This window comes from Actinokineospora sp. (genome assembly GCF_050699995.1).
Classification (GTDB): Bacteria; Actinomycetota; Actinomycetes; order Mycobacteriales; family Pseudonocardiaceae; genus Actinokineospora.
In genome coordinates, this window is the sequence record NZ_JBOHGC010000346.1 from 1 (window position 1) to 14,269 (window position 14,269).

Genomic DNA, 14,269 nt, shown 5'->3' on the forward strand with positions numbered 1-14,269 from the left:
GCCCGGCTGCTCCACCGCGAGGGCGCTTCGGAGAGCCAGGTGGCCGACCACCTCGTCGCCGCCGACCAGCCCGACGGGACCTGGGCGGTCGCCGTCCTGCGCCACGCGGCGCGCGAGGCCCTCGCCGCCGACCGGCTCGACCTTGCCGTCGCCCGACTCGACCTCGCCGCCCGGTGCTGCGTCGACGAGACCGAGCACGCCGACATCGTCACCCATCTGCTGCGCATCGAGTGGCGGTCCAACCCGACCGCCGCGCTGCGCCACCTCACCCCCCTGCTCGACGCGCGGGCGCGCGGCACGCTGGCCGACCACAACGCCGTTCACCTGGCCAAACACCTGTTCTGGTCCGGCCACACGGAGGACCTGGCGGGCACGCTCGCGGGTCTGGCGGCCTCGGTGGCGACGGGTGAGAAGCCCAAGTCCGGCCACATCGGTCTTGTCGTCGGCTGGCTGTCCTTCGTCAACCCGGTCGCGCGCGCCCGGATCAAGGTGCTCCCGAAGCCGTCCGGCCGCAACGACCCGTGGAGCCGCGCGGGCGCCCTGCTCGACCGCATCCGGGCAGGCGAGTCCGACGCGCGCACGGCGACCGACGCCGAACACATCCTCCGCAGCTGCCGCCTCGGCGAACAGGCCTTCGGCGCCCAGGTCTCGGCGCTGGCCGCCCTGATCCACGCCGACCGCGTCGATCGGGCAGCCACCTGGTGCGCGTCCCTGCTGGCCGAGGCGACCAAGCGCAGGTCGGTGACCTGGCAGGCCGTCCTCAACGGCGTGCGCGGCGAGATCGCCCTGCGTCAAGGCGACCTCCCCGCCGCCGCGAGGTACGGCCGGATCGCCACCGATGGCCTCTCGGCCCAGAGCTGGGGCGTCGCCATCGGCTCGCTCCTCGCGACCCGGGTCAGCGCCGCCACCGCCATGGGCGACCACCAGCACGCCGCCGACCTCCTCCGGCAGCCGGTCCCCGACCCGGTCTTCGAAACCCAATTCGGCGTCCAGTACCTCTACGCGCGTGGGCAGCACTATCTGGCCACCGACCGCCCCCACGCCGCCCTAGGTGAGTTCCAACGGGCAGGCGAACTGCTGCGGGCCTGGTCGATCGACCTCCCCACCCTCGTTCCGTGGCGCGCGGGCGCGGCCCAGGCCTTGGTCGCCCTCGGCAACCGGGAGGCGGCCCGCGGCCTCATGACAGAGCATCTGGCGCTGCCGGGGTGCCGCGGCCCCCGCACCAGGGGCATCGGCCTGCGGGTCCTGGCCGCCACCGTCGACCCGACCCACCGCGTGTCGGTCCTGGCGGAAGCCGTCGACTCCCTCCACCTCAGCGGTGACCGGTTCGAACTGGCCCGGGCTCTCACCGACCTGAGCCACGCGCACAGCGAGGTCGGAGCGGCCGAGAAGGCCAGGGCAGTAGCCCGCCGCGCCCTGCAGATGGCCAAGCGCTGCCAGGCCGAACCCCTGAGCCGAACCCTGCTGCCCGGCCGCGCGAGCGACGAACCGCACCGAATGCCGGAACCGGATCGCCCCAGCCTCGACGTCCTGAGCGAAGCGGAACGCAGGGTGGCGGTACTGGCGGCGCTGGGCCACACCAACCGGGAAATCGGCGGAAAGCTGTACATCACGGTGAGCACCGTCGAACAGCACCTGACCAGGGTCTACAAGAAGCTGAAGGTCACCCGCAGGACGGACCTCCCAGCAGGCCTGCCAAGGCAACTGCAAACCCAGGACGACCGCTGAGAACCCTGAACACGATGGGCCGAACAGGCGCCAAGGATCAGGAAAGCGAGGCGCGAACAAGACCGACCACAGCCCCCATGTGGTCATTCAAAAAGAAGTGCCCACCAGGGTAAACCTCCAAAGAAAACCCCACTGCGGTATGCGAAGCCCACGCTCGGGCGTCGTCAAGAGACGTAGTGGGGTCATCGTCTCCGGTCAAAGCCACGATCGGCATGGCCAAAGGCGGCCTGGACACATACCGATAAGTCTCCACCGCCCGGAAGTCATTCCGCACCGACGGCAGAATCAGCTCCACCAACCCAGGCTCGTCAAGCAAAGCCGTGTCAACACCACCAAGCCGCCTCATCGCCGCGATCACACCAGCGTCATCCGCCTCATGAACCCGCTCCCCGTCCCGGACAATCGAAGCCGCACGCCGCCCAGAGGTGAACAGTCGGTGGGCGATGATTCCGCGTTCCTGAAGCCGCGACGCCAGTTCGAACGCCACCGCCGCCCCCATGCTGTGGCCGAGCAGGGTCAACGGCCGGTCCGCCCAGGGCGCGATCACGTCGGCCAGTCGGTCGGCCAGTTCGCGCACCGAGTCGATCATGGGTTCGGCGGCCCGGTCCTGTCGTCCCGGGTACTGCACGGCCAGCACGTCGACGTCCGGGGAGAGGGCTTTGGACATCGGAAAGTAGTAGCTCGCGGACCCGCCCGCGTGCGGCAGGCAGACCAGTCGGTGGGCCGCCGCGGGGGCTGGATGGAATCTGCGGACCCACAGGTCGTCAGTCGGTAACGGCATACCAACTAGACTGCCCGCATCCCCGCCAGGCGTGTAGATGAGGTACCACTGTGCTGACCATGCAGGACGCGTTGATCGCCTTGACCAAGTACTGGACCGATCGCGGCGCCATGGTGGTGCAGCCGGTCAACACCGAGGTCGGTGCGGGCACGCTGAACCCGGCGACGGTGCTCCGCATCCTCGGCCCGGAGCCGTGGCGGGTGGCCTACGTCGAGCCCAGTGTGCGGCCCGACGACGCGCGCTACGGGGAGAACCCGAACCGCCTGCAGACCCACACCCAGTTCCAGGTCATCCTCAAGCCCGACCCGGGCAACCCCCAGGAGCTCTACCTGGGCAGCCTCGAGGCGCTTGGCGTCGACGTCGCCGCGCACGACGTGCGGTTCGTCGAGGACAACTGGGCCTCTCCGGCGCTGGGCATGTGGGGGCTCGGCTGGGAGGTCTGGCTCGACGGCCTGGAGATCACCCAGTTCACGTACTTCCAGCAGGCTGGTGGCGCGCCGCTGGAGCCGGTGTCGGTGGAGATCACCTACGGCATCGAGCGGATCATGATGGCGCTGCAGGGCGTCGACCACTTCGCGAACATCGCGTACGCGCCGGGCATCTCCTACGGCGAGGCGTTCGGCCAGGCCGAGTACGAGATGAGCCGGTTCTACCTCGACGACGCCGACGTCGACAGCCAGCGCAGGCTCTTCGAGGAGTACGCCGCCGAGGCCCGCAGGCTGCTCGACGCCCGCCTGCCGGTGCCCGCGCACGTGCACGTCCTCAAGTGCTCGCACGCGTTCAACATCCTCGACTCGCGTGGCGCGGTCAGCACCACCGAGCGCGCGAAGGCGTTCGCCCGGATGCGTGGCCTGGCCCGCGAGGTCGCCGCGCTGTGGGCTGAGCGCCGCACCGAGCTGGGGCACCCGCTCGGCGCCGTCGAGGCGCCTGCCGCCGCGGCCGTGCCGACCGAGTTCGCCGAGGTCAGCGGGGACAACACGCTGCTGTTCGAGATCGGCGCCGAGGAACTGCCGCCGCACGAGGTCACCCGGACCGCCGAGGCCGTGCGCCGCGCGCTGACCCAGAAGCTGGCCGCGACCCGACTCGCGCACGGCGACATCACCACCTACGCCACCCCCCGCCGCGTCGTCGCGATCGTCGACAGCGTGTCCGACCGTGAGCCGGACGCCGAGCGCACCGTGCGCGGCCCGCGCGAGTCGGCGGCGTTCGACGCCGACGGCAACCCGACCAAGGCCGCCGCCGGGTTCGCCCGCGGCCAGGGCGTCGACCCGGCCACGCTGCGGCGCGTCGAGGTCGACGGGGTGAACTACGTGGGCATCACCAAGACCGACGTCGGCCGCGGCGCGGTCGAGGTGCTCAGCGGGATCCTCGGCGAGGTCGTCTCCGAGCTGCGCTCGGACAAGAACATGCGCTGGAACGACCCGAAGCTGTCGTTCACCCGCCCGGTCCGCTGGCTGCTCGCCCTCCTCGGCGACACGCCCGTCCCGGTGGCCGCGTCCTCGCTCGCCGCGGGCACGGTCACCCGCGTGCACCGCACCGCCGCGCAGCCCGAGGTCGCCGTCGCGTCCGCCGCCGACTACCCGGCTTTCCTTGCCTCCCATGGCATCGTGGTCGACCAGGCGGAGCGCCGCGCCCGGATCATCGCCGCCGCGCGGGACCTCGCCGCGTCGGCCGGCGGCACCGTCGACTTCGACGGCGAGTCGGCCCTGCTCGACGAGATCACCAACCTGGTCGAGGAGCCCAACGCGCTGCTCGGCTCGTTCGAGCGGCGCTACCTCGACCTGCCCGCCGAGATCCTCACCACGGTCATGCGCAAGCACCAGCGCTACCTCCCGGTGCGGGCCGCCTCCGGTGAGCTGCTGCCGCACTTCGTGGCCGTGGCCAACGGTTCCTGCGACCACGACAAGGTGCGCGCGGGCAACGAGGCGGTCCTGCGGGCCCGCTACGAGGACGCCAGCTTCTTCTGGCGCGCCGACCTGGAGACCCCGCTGGAGAAGATGAAGGACGGGATCGCCAAGCTCGCCTTCGAGGAGAAGCTCGGCTCCGTCGCCCAGCGCGCCGACCGCATCGGCGTGGTGGCACAGGAACTCGCCCGCGGCGTCGAGCTGTCCGAAAAGGACACCGAGACGCTGTCCCGGGCGGCCGCGCTGGCCAAGTTCGACCTGGGCTCGCAGATGGTCATCGAGCTGACCAGCCTCGCGGGCACCATGGCCCGTGAGTACGCGCGCCGCTCCGGGGAGACCGAGGCCGTCGCCCAAGCCCTGTTCGACATGGAGCTTCCGCGAGGTGGTGGCGGGGCCGTCCCGTCCACCGTCCCGGGCGCCCTGCTGGCCCTGGCCGACCGCTTCGACCTGCTGGCGGGCCTGTTCGCCATCGGCGCGAAGCCCACCGGCAGCTCCGACCCGTTCGGCCTGCGCCGCGCGGCCGCCGGTGTCGTGGCGATCCTGCGGGCCCACCCGGTCCTGCGCCCGATCACCATCCCCGCCGGCCTCGCCGCCGCCGCGGACCGGATCCGCGCCCAGGGCATCGAGGTCTTCGACGCGGTCCTCGCCGACGTCGCCGAGTTCGTCGTGAAGCGCTACGAGCAGCACCTGCTCGACGCGGGCAACGCCCACGACCTGGTGGCCGCGGTCCTGCCGCTGGCCCACGCCCCGGCTGCCGCGGACGAGACGCTGACCGAGTTGTCGGCCCGCGTCACCGACCCGGACTTCGCCGCCCTGGCCGCCGCTCTGCAGCGGGTGCGCCGGATCGTCCCCGCCGACACCGCCGTGTCCTACGACCCGGCCGCGCTGGTGGAGCCCGCGGAGCTGGCCCTGCACGAGGCGTTCGTCAAGGCGCGCTCGGCCGGGTCGGACCTGGCCGGATTCGCGGAGGCCGCGTCGGTGCTGACCGCCCCGGTCAACACGTTCTTCGACGACATCCTGGTGATGGCGGAGGACCCAGCCGTGCGCGCCGCGCGCCTGGGTCTTCTCGCGTCGATCCGTGATCTCGCCGCCCCTGTCTTGGACTGGCAGTCCCTGACCACCAGCCTGGAGGGCTAGCGGTAGTGGTTACGCCCAGCCTCGGCTGACCATCGCTCAGCGTGGTCGAGGCGGCCTAGACCCTTGTAGGCGCTGCCAAGCACGGACGCCGCCCGTCCGCTGAGGAGTGTCAGGCCGCGTTCGCGGGTGATGGCTCGGGCTCGGTTGGCGGTGCGGATGGCGGCGCGGAAATCGCCGAGGGCCGCCTCGTCGCGGGCCAACCCGATGAGCGCGTCGAGGACGATCGTCGGGAAACCCATTCCCTCCGCCACACTCAGCGCCAGCTCGTGCTCCCGCTTGGCCGCGGCGAAGTCTCCCCGCGCGTGCAGCGACTCGGCGAGCGCGTGCCGGGCGAACACCATCGGTTCCGCTGCCGGGAAGTTCTGCGCCGTCTCCAGCGCGCTCCGCGCGTCCGCCAGACCGCCTGCCAGGTCTCCACTGTCGCGCCTCACCAGGCTGCGGTAGCAGAGCACGGCGACCATGCTCAGCGGCGATGAGAACTGCCGGTAGGCATGGATCGCCTCGGTGAGGTGGCTTTCGGCCTCGGCCAGGTTCCCCAGGTCGTAGTGGATGAGGCCCAGATCGCCGGTGTTGCGCATCTCGGCGGCGCGCAGGCCCGCCGCCTGGTTGAGGTCGCGGGCGCGGGTCTCATGTGCCAGGGCCGAATCGAGGTGCCCGAGTTCGCGGTAGGTCATCGCCAGCAGCGACTGGGCGGTGGCCTCACCGCGTGCCGCGCCCGCGTCGCGGGTCAGCTCGACGGACTTCATGGCGTGGGGCAGTGCGTCGCGGGGGCGGCCGCACAGCATCAGCATGGCGCCGAGGTTGTTCTCCGCGGCCCACAGCCCGCGTGCCCACTCGGCCTTGGCGCACCACTCCCTCGCCGTTTCCAGCTCCGCGGTCGCACGGGTGACGTCGTTGGCGGCGATCGACTGGGCGGCGAGGAGAAGCCACATCGAAGCCTGCCCGTGCGGGTCGCCGACCCGTTGCGCGGCGCCCAAAGCGCAGCTGCCGACCTCGCGCCACTGGCGCAGATACCCGGTGCCGTGGAAGAAGGAACGTAGTGCGTCGGCGAGGTGCCACCCGTATTCGGCGGGTCCGTGCGCACAGGCGTGCTCGACGGCCGCCACCAGGTTGGCCCGCTCGGCGGTGAACCAGTCGACGGCCTCGTCGATCCGTAAGGCAGGGGCCTCGCCGACGGATCCCCGCTCCAGTCTGGTGAACTCGGGGGCGATGGTCACCGCCGCGGCGTGCGCCCAGTCCAAAGTGGACGCCAAGACCCGGTTGATCGCGGGGCCGGTCCCGGGGTCGGCCTGAGCAAGTTGGGCGGCGTAGGCGCGCAGCAAGTCGTGGAAGCGGTATCGGCCGGGAAGGTGGTTCTCCAGCAGGCTGGCCGCGATGAGCGTCTTGAGCAGCCGCCGGGCCTCGGCCATCGGCACCTCCGCGACCGCGGCCACGGTCCGCGCGGTGGCGTCCTTGCCGGGTACCGCGCCGAGCCGCCGGAAAAGGGTGCGCGCGCTTTCCGGCAACGCCAGGTAGGAGGACTGGAACGCCAGCGCCACAGCGCTTTCCTCGGCACCGTCGATCACGAGCGCGGGCAGGGTCGACTCCCGCAGTTCGGCGACGAAGTCGGCTATCCGCATCCGCGGTGTGCCCGCGAGGTTGGCCGCCGCGACCCGTGCGGCGAGCGGGAGATTCGCGCACAGCCCGCAGAGTTCGGCGACCGCGTCGGGCTCGGCCTCGACCCGGTCCGCCCCGAGGACCGCGGCGAACAGGGCCAGGGTCTCGCGGTCGGACAGGACGTCGGCGACGACGGTGGCCGCCATGAGTTCGCCGAGCCGGTTGCGGCTGGTGATGACCGTCGTGCAGTGCTGCCCACCCGGCAGCAGCGGGCGCACTTGCGCGGCGTCACGGGCGTTGTCGAGCAGGAGCAGGATGCGCCTGCCCGCGATGCGCGTCCGGTAGAACCGGGTGAGCGTCTCGAGGTCGTCCGGCGCGCCCGTCGGGTCGACGCCGAGGCTGCGCAGGATCTGGACCAGCGCGTCGACCGGACGCACCGGCTCGACGCCGTCGCGGAACCCGCGCAGATCCAGGTAGATCTGCCCATCCGGGTGGTCGTCGGCGATCGAGTGCGCCCAGCGCACGGCCAGCGCGCTCTTGCCCATGCCCGCCGTGCCGCTGATGACGGCCAGTTTCCTGCCGCGAAGGAACCTCAGCTCCTCGTCCCGCCCGACGAACACCGGTGTGCGGTGGGGCAGTTCCGCGGGCACGGCGGGGTCTTCGTCCGCCGCGGTGAGCACCTCCGCGTGCGCACGCCGCAGGTGAGCTCCCGGCTCCACCCCGAGTTCGTCGAGCAGCCGGGCGCCCGTCGTCCGGTAGACCTCCAGCGCTTCGGCGACGCGGCCCGCGCCGTGCAGCGCGGTCATCAGGTAGGCCGAGAACGGCTCGCGCAGCGGGTTCTCGGCGACGAGCGCGCGCAGTCTCCCGACGAGTTCGGCGTGCCGCCCGAGCGCGAGATCGACTTCAGCGCCCCGCTCCTCGGCGGAGAGCCGCTTCTCGTCCCATTGCGGGGCGAGGTCCATGCGCAGGGATTCCGACGGAATGTCGACCAAGGCGTGACCGCGCCACAGCGCCAGCGCGGCACGCAGCTCGCCGGATTCGGCGGCGAGGTCGCCTGCGGACCGGGCGGCGCGGGCGCGGGTGAGGTGGCCGTCGAACCGGCCGAGGTCGGTCTGGTCCGCGGCCAGGTCGAGCACGTAGCCCGGCGGTCGGGTCAGGATCGGGGCCGGGCACCCGTCGACGCTGAGGGCCTTGCGCAGCCGCATGAGGTGGTTGTGCAGCGTGGCGCGCGCACTGGCGGGCGGGGAGTGGTCCCACAACCTTTCGACAAGTTCGTCGTTGGACACCATGCGGCCAGGGCACAGGGCGAGGGAAGCCAGCACGACGCGCTGCATCGGCGAGGTGACCGGGACGATCCGTCCCGCGCACCGCACTTCGAGCGGGCCGAGCAGCAACACCTCCACGCGGTCCTCCGGCGCCCCTTCGGCTTGTTAGCCGATTGTTAGAGCCGACTCGCAAGATATCGGCATGGGGCTCACGGAAGTTTCCGGTGGGCCCGAAAGCAGAGAAAAGCTTGACGCTTCAACGTTTCTCCGCTCGATCGCGCCCGTCGGGCACAACCTCGAACATACCGAAAGGCTTCTCGATGTCTAAAGTCAACCGAATCTTCCGGGCCGCCGTCGTCTGCGCCGTGGCCGCCGCCGGAATGGTGACGCTGTCCGCCGCGCCCGCCACCGCCGACCAGCCCTGCTCGTGGCGCAAGCAGCAGCTCTACTTCTACGGTGAGAAGGACGCCAACTTCGGCGGCACCGGGATCGTGACGCTGCTCAACTGCCACCCGAGCAAGACCAAGGCGTCCATCGACGTCAAGGCTGGATTCGACCCGGCGTGCAAGAACATTCCCTTCGGCGCGACCCGCACCTTCGAGTACAACCGGCTCAAGGGCATCGCGTCGTACCGCGCGCCCAAGTGGTGCTGATCCGGTAGTGGAACGCGTACGGCGGTCGGACTCTGTCCGGCCGCCCTGTGCGCGTCAGCCGGTCGAGTGCGGTCCCAGGTCGGCCACCGCGTCGATCTCGATCCGAAACCTGGGGTCGATCAGGCCGCTGACCTCGACCAGGGTCGCGGCTGGGCGCGGGTGTGGGATCACCGCACGCAGGACCTCGCGGACCCCGGCGAGATCGCCGAGGTCCCGCAGGAAATACGTGAGCTTCACGACCGCGCCCCAGTCCACGCCGTGGTCGACCAGGATGGCGTGGATCTTGCCCAGCACCAGCCCGGTCTGCTCGGCCGCCGACTCGGGCACCGAGCCGTCCTCTGTGGACGGAACTTGGCCCGCGACGTACAGCGTCGGCCCGGTGGCCACCCGGCTCATCGAGTAGACGGCATCGCTCATGCCGTCCATTCAACTCCCTAGCTGGGGACCGAGCCGACCATGCCGCCGTCGACGACGATTTCCTGGCCGGTGATGTACGACGAGCGCGGCGAGAGCAGGAACAGGACCGCGTCGGCGATGTCGGTGGGGTCGCCGAGCCTGCCGATGGCGACCTGCCCGCGGAAGAACTCACGGATCTGGTCGTTGCCGGTGACCGCGTCGAACATCTCGGTCTTGATGTGGCCCGGGGTGACCGTGTTGACCCGGATGCCGCGGTCGGCCAGGTCCGGCGCGAGGGTGCGGGCGAGGTTGAGCACGGCGGCCTTGCTCGCGGCGTACACCGAGCCCATGCCCATGCCGCGGTGCACCAGCCACGAGGCGTTGAACACGATCGAGCCGCCGTCGGCGAGGATCGGCAGGGCCTTCTGCACGGTGAAGAAGGCGCCCTTGAAGTTGGTGTCGACGACCTGGTCGAAGTCGGCCTCGGTGATGTCGGCGGTGCGCGCGTTCAGGCCGACGCCCGCGTTGGCGAACACGCCGTCGATGGTGCCGAAGCCGTCCTTGACCGCGGCGATGAGCCGGTCGAGGTCCGCCGTGTTCGACACGTCGGCGGCCACGGTGAGGACGCTGTCGCCGCCGTCGAGTTCCTTGGCCGCGGCTTCGAGCCGTTCGGCGTCGCGGCCCGCGATGGCGACGCGGGCGCCCGCGTCGAGCAGCCGCCGGGCGGTGGCCAGGCCGATGCCGCTGCCGCCGCCAGTGATGAGGACGCTCTTGCCTTCGAATTCGCTCATGCGGTCAGGGTCACATTCGCCCAGCGTGCGGTGCATCTCTGGGATTGCGCCGAACTGCGCACCGCCGAAGATGCCCGGTCGCGCGGGCCGCTGTGATGCTGGCTGGCATGACCACGTTCGACGAGCAGGACGCAGGCATCGCTCTGCCCGCAGACCCGGCCTACGTCGCCGCGACCCAGGTGTTCAACCTCGCCGCGCCGGTGTCCCCGGCCGCCGCCGTGACCGCGCGGACCGTCGAGCAGATCCGCGCGGCGATCACCTACGCCAAGTCCGCGGGCCTCAAGGTCCGCGTGCAGACCACCGGCCACTCGGCCGGGAGCGCGAAGCCGATGGACGACGCGATCCTCGTGCGCACGGAACTCGACGGCGAGGTCTACGTCGACACGGAGCGCCGGGTGGCGCGGATTCCTGCTGGGACGCAGTGGAAAGCCGTCGTGGAGGCGACCGCGCCGCACAGGCTCACCGCGCCGCACGGCTCGGCCGGGACCGTCGGCGTCGTCGGCTACCTGCTGCGCGGCGGCATCTCCTTCTACGGACGCGAACACGGCTTGGCCGTCAACAGCGTGCGGGCGATCGAGTTGGTCACCGCGGATGGCGAGCTGCGTCGGGTGGACGCGGACAACGACCCCGAGCTGTTCTGGGCGCTGCGCGGCGGCGGCGGCGGATTCGGTGTGGTCACGGCGATCGAGGTCGACCTGTTCGCCACGACGTCGGTCGTCACCGGCACCGCGTTCTGGCCCGCCGTGCACGCCCCGAAGCTGCTGACGTTGTGGGAGAAGTGGTGCGAGGACGCGCCGACCGCCGTGTCGACGTCGTTCCGGCTGCTCAACCTGCCGCCGTTCCCGGACATCCCGCCGGAGCTGACCGGCGGGACGATGGTGTGCGTCGACGGTGTCATCCTCGGTGAGGACGACGTGGCCCTGGGTTACGCGGACGACCTGCTGGCCCCGCTGCGCGCGGTCGCCGAGCCGGTGATGGACACCTGGCACGCCACGACCACGCACGCGGTCCTGGAGACGCACATGGACCCCGACGAGCCCGTTCCGGCCCAGGGCGACCACTTCCTGATCACCGAATTGGGTGAAGACGGGATCGCGGAGTTCCTGCGCGTCCTTGGTGAGGGCTCCGGCTCGCCGTTGGTGATGGCGGGCCTGCGCCAGCTCGGCGGCCGGATGGCCGTGCCCGACCCCACCGGTGGCGCGCTGACCCACTTCGACGCCGCCTACGTCTACTCCGGCGCCGGGATCCCGATGGACGCCGAGGTCGCGGCGACAATCGCCGAGCACCTCGCGCTGGCTCGGTCCGCCCTGTCGCCCTGGGACACGGGGCGAACGGCCCCGACCTTCGTCGAGAGCGCCGACCAGCCGCAGGGACACCTCTCGGCCGCGGACATCGAACGGGTGGACGCGGTGCGCAGTCGAGTCGACCCACGAGGACTCTTTCGTGGCGATGTCATGACCAGCACGTCCGCGCTCTGAGGCTTACGCTGGCGATTCAGTCGCCGGCGAGCCGAGGAGCAGGGTCGTGGACCAAGCGATGCCCGAGCAGCGGGTGGCGATTTCGCGCGTCTTCGACGCCCCACGCGAACGCGTGTGGGAGGCGTGGACCCGGCCGGAGCTGGTGAGCCGGTGGTGGGGACCGCACGGGGTGAGCGTGCCGGAGTCGACGATCGAGCTGGACCCGCGGGTGGGCGGCACGTTCAAGCTGACCATGGTCGTCGCCGAGTACGGCATGGAAGTCCCCATGGACTCCCGCTTCGTCGAGTTCGCCGAGAACGAGCTGATCCGCTTCACCGAGCCGAAGCCGTGCCTGCCCCAGATGCAGTCGGTCGACGGGTTGGTGACCTTCGCCGACTTCGACGGCGGCACGGAACTGGGCCTGGACATCAAGATGCGGACCTCGCCGGAGATCCGGGAGCAGTCCGAGGCGGGGTGGGCGGAGAGCTTCGACCGCCTCGCCGAACTCCTGGCCCGATAACCCGCGACCACCGCCCCACCGGACCATACCGCCCGCCTGCAGGAACCCACCCCTGACAGCGAACCCGTCCCACCCGGACAAGATCATCTTTGGGTAGTCATCCCGAGAGGCCACCTCGGGGATGGCTCGTATCCAGGAGGTAAGAGCCTTCGCTTGGCGTTGTTGGCGGATCTTGCTCGACAGCCGATGCCGGCTTGACCAGCACAAATAGAGTTCGCGCACCGCATACACTGGTGGACCTAGCGTGCCAGCATAAGAACTCTGCCGAGGTGACCGCTGAAGGCCCAGAAGTGCAGGTCAAGGCGGTGAACTGCCGGTCAGTGAGCCGAGCCGATGCTGGATGCCACGTCGAATCGGATCTCGCGCGCCCAGTGCCCGGCCACAGCCGTGAGCCGTGACGTGGGACACGATAGAGTTCACGGAGTGAGCTTCGATGGTTACAACCTGCGTTCGCAGGAGTACGACGACGTCCTGGTCAGTGTTGAGAACGCATTCGGTGTCAGCCTGGATCGGGCTGGCCGCGCGTTCGGTACACAGGGTGCGACGGTGGGGTTCCCCAGCAGTCGGGGCACGTGGGTGCACCTGACGTGGCGCTCACCGACAGCCGCGAGCGGGTCGTGGATCGGACCCGAGTTGGCTTCCGCGATCACCGGGGTGAACAAGCCGGTGCTGTTCAGGTCGTTCCGCTGGACGGATGAGAGCCGCCAAGTGGTCTGGCGCGCGGATGAGACGGAGCTGGTGAAATCCGCGGCGGTCGACGGCTCCGGCGTCATCGCGCTCGACCCGGCGCTGGGTGACCAGTGGTGGACTGATCTCGGTGTCTCGCTCGCCGCACTGGCCGGGCACGAAACCAACCGCGTCGCCATGGGACAGGCGCACTTGACGAAGCGGATCAACGAGGTGTTCGGGGATCGCGGCCTGGACACCACGATTAACGAGTGGACGACGGCGCACGGTGACCTGCACTGGGGCAACGTCACAGGGCCGGACTGCTACATCCTCGACTGGGAGAGCTGGGGGGCGGCTCCGCGTGGCTACGACGCGGCGACGCTGTGGGGGCACTCGCTGCGGGTGCCAGGGGTCGCAGATCGTGTTCAGCAGCAGTTCGCTGATGATCTGGGATCACGGTCGGGTCTGCTGGCACAGTTGTTGTTCTGCTCGAACGTGATTCGCCTGTCGAAGAAGCGGCCGACCCCTGGTCCCTTGGTGGAACCCGCAGTACGTGAATCGGAGCGCGTGCTCAGCTTGCTGGCGCACGCACCCGATTAGCTCTTGACCCGAGAAGGTCGCGGTAAGCCGCCACCTGGGCCAGATCAGGCCGCAAGGTGGCTGCCGTCCTCAGTTCCGCCTCGCCAGCCTGAACTTTCCTAATGACCGCCACGAGCGAACCGTCCGGGTCTACCTTGCGGTAGATGCCGGGTTCACCAAGTTCGCCAGACAAGAACACCAGAAGTTCATCTATCTCGTCGTTTTCGCATGACCAACTACTTGCTTTCTCAGTGAAGTCGTAGCCACCCGCGCCCTTCTTGGCATTCCAAGACTGCACCGAGAGCGCCCTGCGCTTAATCTCGCCAGTTTCCCTGTCCCCGAAGAACCATAGAGTTGCAGTCTTATAGGCTTGAGGCCCATTCCTTACGACCGCAGTCTCCATATGCAGGCACCCTGCGGGAAGTGGGCCACGCTTCATTCGCAGCTCAAGCGCCTTGGAAGCTGCCGTCGCATCGAAACTAATAGTTGGCATTGTGTAGCCCCTTGTAGCTATTCGCCACTATGTTGAATGCAATCGCGCTTGTCAACAACCCGCAGGACCGGACCGTCGTGAGAGTGCTTATCGCGAAGTGTGGTCGATGCGTTACAGGGTGTGCTGGGACGAAATTGATCTAGGCGTGCCAGGCAACCGACTGCGGCCGTGAGCCCAATACCAGGAACTTAGTGCTTGATCGTGTAGTGTCTGGTTGTGCCCAGGCGTGGTCAGGTGAAGGTGAAGTCCGGTGATCGGCTGGTGGATCGGGTGGGGTTGGGTGTGTTGGCCTCGCAGTTC

11 protein-coding genes are annotated in these 14,269 nt (G+C 69.9%); 6 read left to right on the plus strand and 5 right to left on the minus strand.

Features of this window, described 5'->3' with window-relative positions; genetic code table 11:
* Positions 1-1,728: helix-turn-helix transcriptional regulator (locus tag ACRDSQ_RS17025; protein WP_431422314.1), on the plus strand; the 1,728-nt coding region annotated here is incomplete at its 5' end.
* 37 nt (positions 1,729-1,765) lie between these two features.
* On the opposite strand, the gene ACRDSQ_RS17030 is transcribed toward ACRDSQ_RS17025, so the two are convergent.
* Positions 1,766-2,509, minus strand: coding sequence for a thioesterase II family protein (locus tag ACRDSQ_RS17030; RefSeq protein WP_431422315.1), 744 nt, complete (start codon positions 2,507-2,509; stop codon positions 1,766-1,768).
* A 59-nt stretch (positions 2,510-2,568) separates the two neighbouring features.
* On the opposite strand from ACRDSQ_RS17030, the gene ACRDSQ_RS17035 reads away from it, so the two are divergent.
* Positions 2,569-5,550, plus strand: a complete 2,982-nt coding sequence (locus tag ACRDSQ_RS17035; RefSeq protein WP_431422332.1) for a glycine--tRNA ligase — start codon at positions 2,569-2,571, stop codon at positions 5,548-5,550.
* On the opposite strand, the gene ACRDSQ_RS17040 is transcribed toward ACRDSQ_RS17035, so the two are convergent.
* Positions 5,547-8,549 (minus strand): BTAD domain-containing putative transcriptional regulator, encoded by a 3,003-nt coding sequence (locus tag ACRDSQ_RS17040; protein WP_431422317.1) that lies wholly within the window; start codon positions 8,547-8,549, stop codon positions 5,547-5,549. The two genes, ACRDSQ_RS17035 and ACRDSQ_RS17040, sit on opposite strands and share 4 nt — an antisense overlap.
* Before the next feature lie 182 nt (positions 8,550-8,731).
* On the opposite strand from ACRDSQ_RS17040, the gene ACRDSQ_RS17045 reads away from it, so the two are divergent.
* Positions 8,732-9,064: a hypothetical protein gene (locus ACRDSQ_RS17045; protein WP_431422318.1), complete on the plus strand. Its 333-nt coding sequence runs from the start codon at positions 8,732-8,734 to the stop codon at positions 9,062-9,064.
* Positions 9,065-9,118: 54 nt separating this feature from the next.
* Here the strand turns inward: ACRDSQ_RS17045 and ACRDSQ_RS17050 are convergent, their stop codons facing one another.
* On the minus strand, positions 9,119-9,481 hold the full coding sequence (locus ACRDSQ_RS17050; RefSeq protein WP_431422320.1) for a RidA family protein: 363 nt from the start codon (positions 9,479-9,481) through the stop codon (positions 9,119-9,121).
* A 17-nt stretch (positions 9,482-9,498) separates the two neighbouring features.
* Entirely contained in the window at positions 9,499-10,251 is a 753-nt protein-coding gene (locus ACRDSQ_RS17055) for an SDR family NAD(P)-dependent oxidoreductase (RefSeq protein ID WP_431422322.1), read from the minus strand.
* 107 nt (positions 10,252-10,358) lie between these two features.
* On the opposite strand from ACRDSQ_RS17055, the gene ACRDSQ_RS17060 reads away from it, so the two are divergent.
* The 3 genes from ACRDSQ_RS17060 to ACRDSQ_RS17070 all read left to right on the plus strand — a co-directional run bounded on the left by ACRDSQ_RS17060 (position 10,359) and on the right by ACRDSQ_RS17070 (position 13,497).
* Entirely contained in the window at positions 10,359-11,729 is a 1,371-nt protein-coding gene (locus ACRDSQ_RS17060) for an FAD-binding oxidoreductase (protein ID WP_431422324.1), read from the plus strand.
* A gap of 46 nt (positions 11,730-11,775) precedes the next feature.
* Positions 11,776-12,228 carry an SRPBCC family protein gene (locus ACRDSQ_RS17065; protein ID WP_431422326.1) on the plus strand — a complete coding sequence of 151 codons (453 nt, stop codon included), beginning with the start codon at positions 11,776-11,778 and terminating at the stop codon, positions 12,226-12,228.
* Between the two features lie 423 nt (positions 12,229-12,651).
* Positions 12,652-13,497, plus strand: a complete 846-nt coding sequence (locus ACRDSQ_RS17070; RefSeq protein WP_431422328.1) for a hypothetical protein — start codon at positions 12,652-12,654, stop codon at positions 13,495-13,497.
* Here ACRDSQ_RS17070 and ACRDSQ_RS17075 read toward each other — a convergent pair.
* Positions 13,469-13,879: a hypothetical protein gene (locus ACRDSQ_RS17075; protein WP_431422329.1), complete on the minus strand. Its 411-nt coding sequence runs from the start codon at positions 13,877-13,879 to the stop codon at positions 13,469-13,471. The genes ACRDSQ_RS17070 and ACRDSQ_RS17075 overlap by 29 nt on opposite strands.
* Positions 13,880-14,269: the final 390 nt, after the last annotated feature.

Bases quoted from the DNA above. Each gene is read 5' to 3' on its own strand.
- ACRDSQ_RS17030 (WP_431422315.1), bottom strand. From the start codon at position 2,509: ATGCCGTTACCGACTGACGACCTGTGGGTCCGCAGATTCCATCCAGCC.
- ACRDSQ_RS17035 (WP_431422332.1), top strand. From the start codon at position 2,569: ATGCAGGACGCGTTGATCGCCTTGACCAAGTACTGGACCGATCGCGGC.
- ACRDSQ_RS17045 (WP_431422318.1), top strand. From the start codon at position 8,732: ATGTCTAAAGTCAACCGAATCTTCCGGGCCGCCGTCGTCTGCGCCGTG.
- ACRDSQ_RS17050 (WP_431422320.1), bottom strand. From the start codon at position 9,481: ATGAGCGATGCCGTCTACTCGATGAGCCGGGTGGCCACCGGGCCGACG.
- ACRDSQ_RS17055 (WP_431422322.1), bottom strand. From the start codon at position 10,251: ATGAGCGAATTCGAAGGCAAGAGCGTCCTCATCACTGGCGGCGGCAGC.
- ACRDSQ_RS17060 (WP_431422324.1), top strand. From the start codon at position 10,359: ATGACCACGTTCGACGAGCAGGACGCAGGCATCGCTCTGCCCGCAGAC.
- ACRDSQ_RS17075 (WP_431422329.1), bottom strand. From the start codon at position 13,879: ATGGAGACTGCGGTCGTAAGGAATGGGCCTCAAGCCTATAAGACTGCA.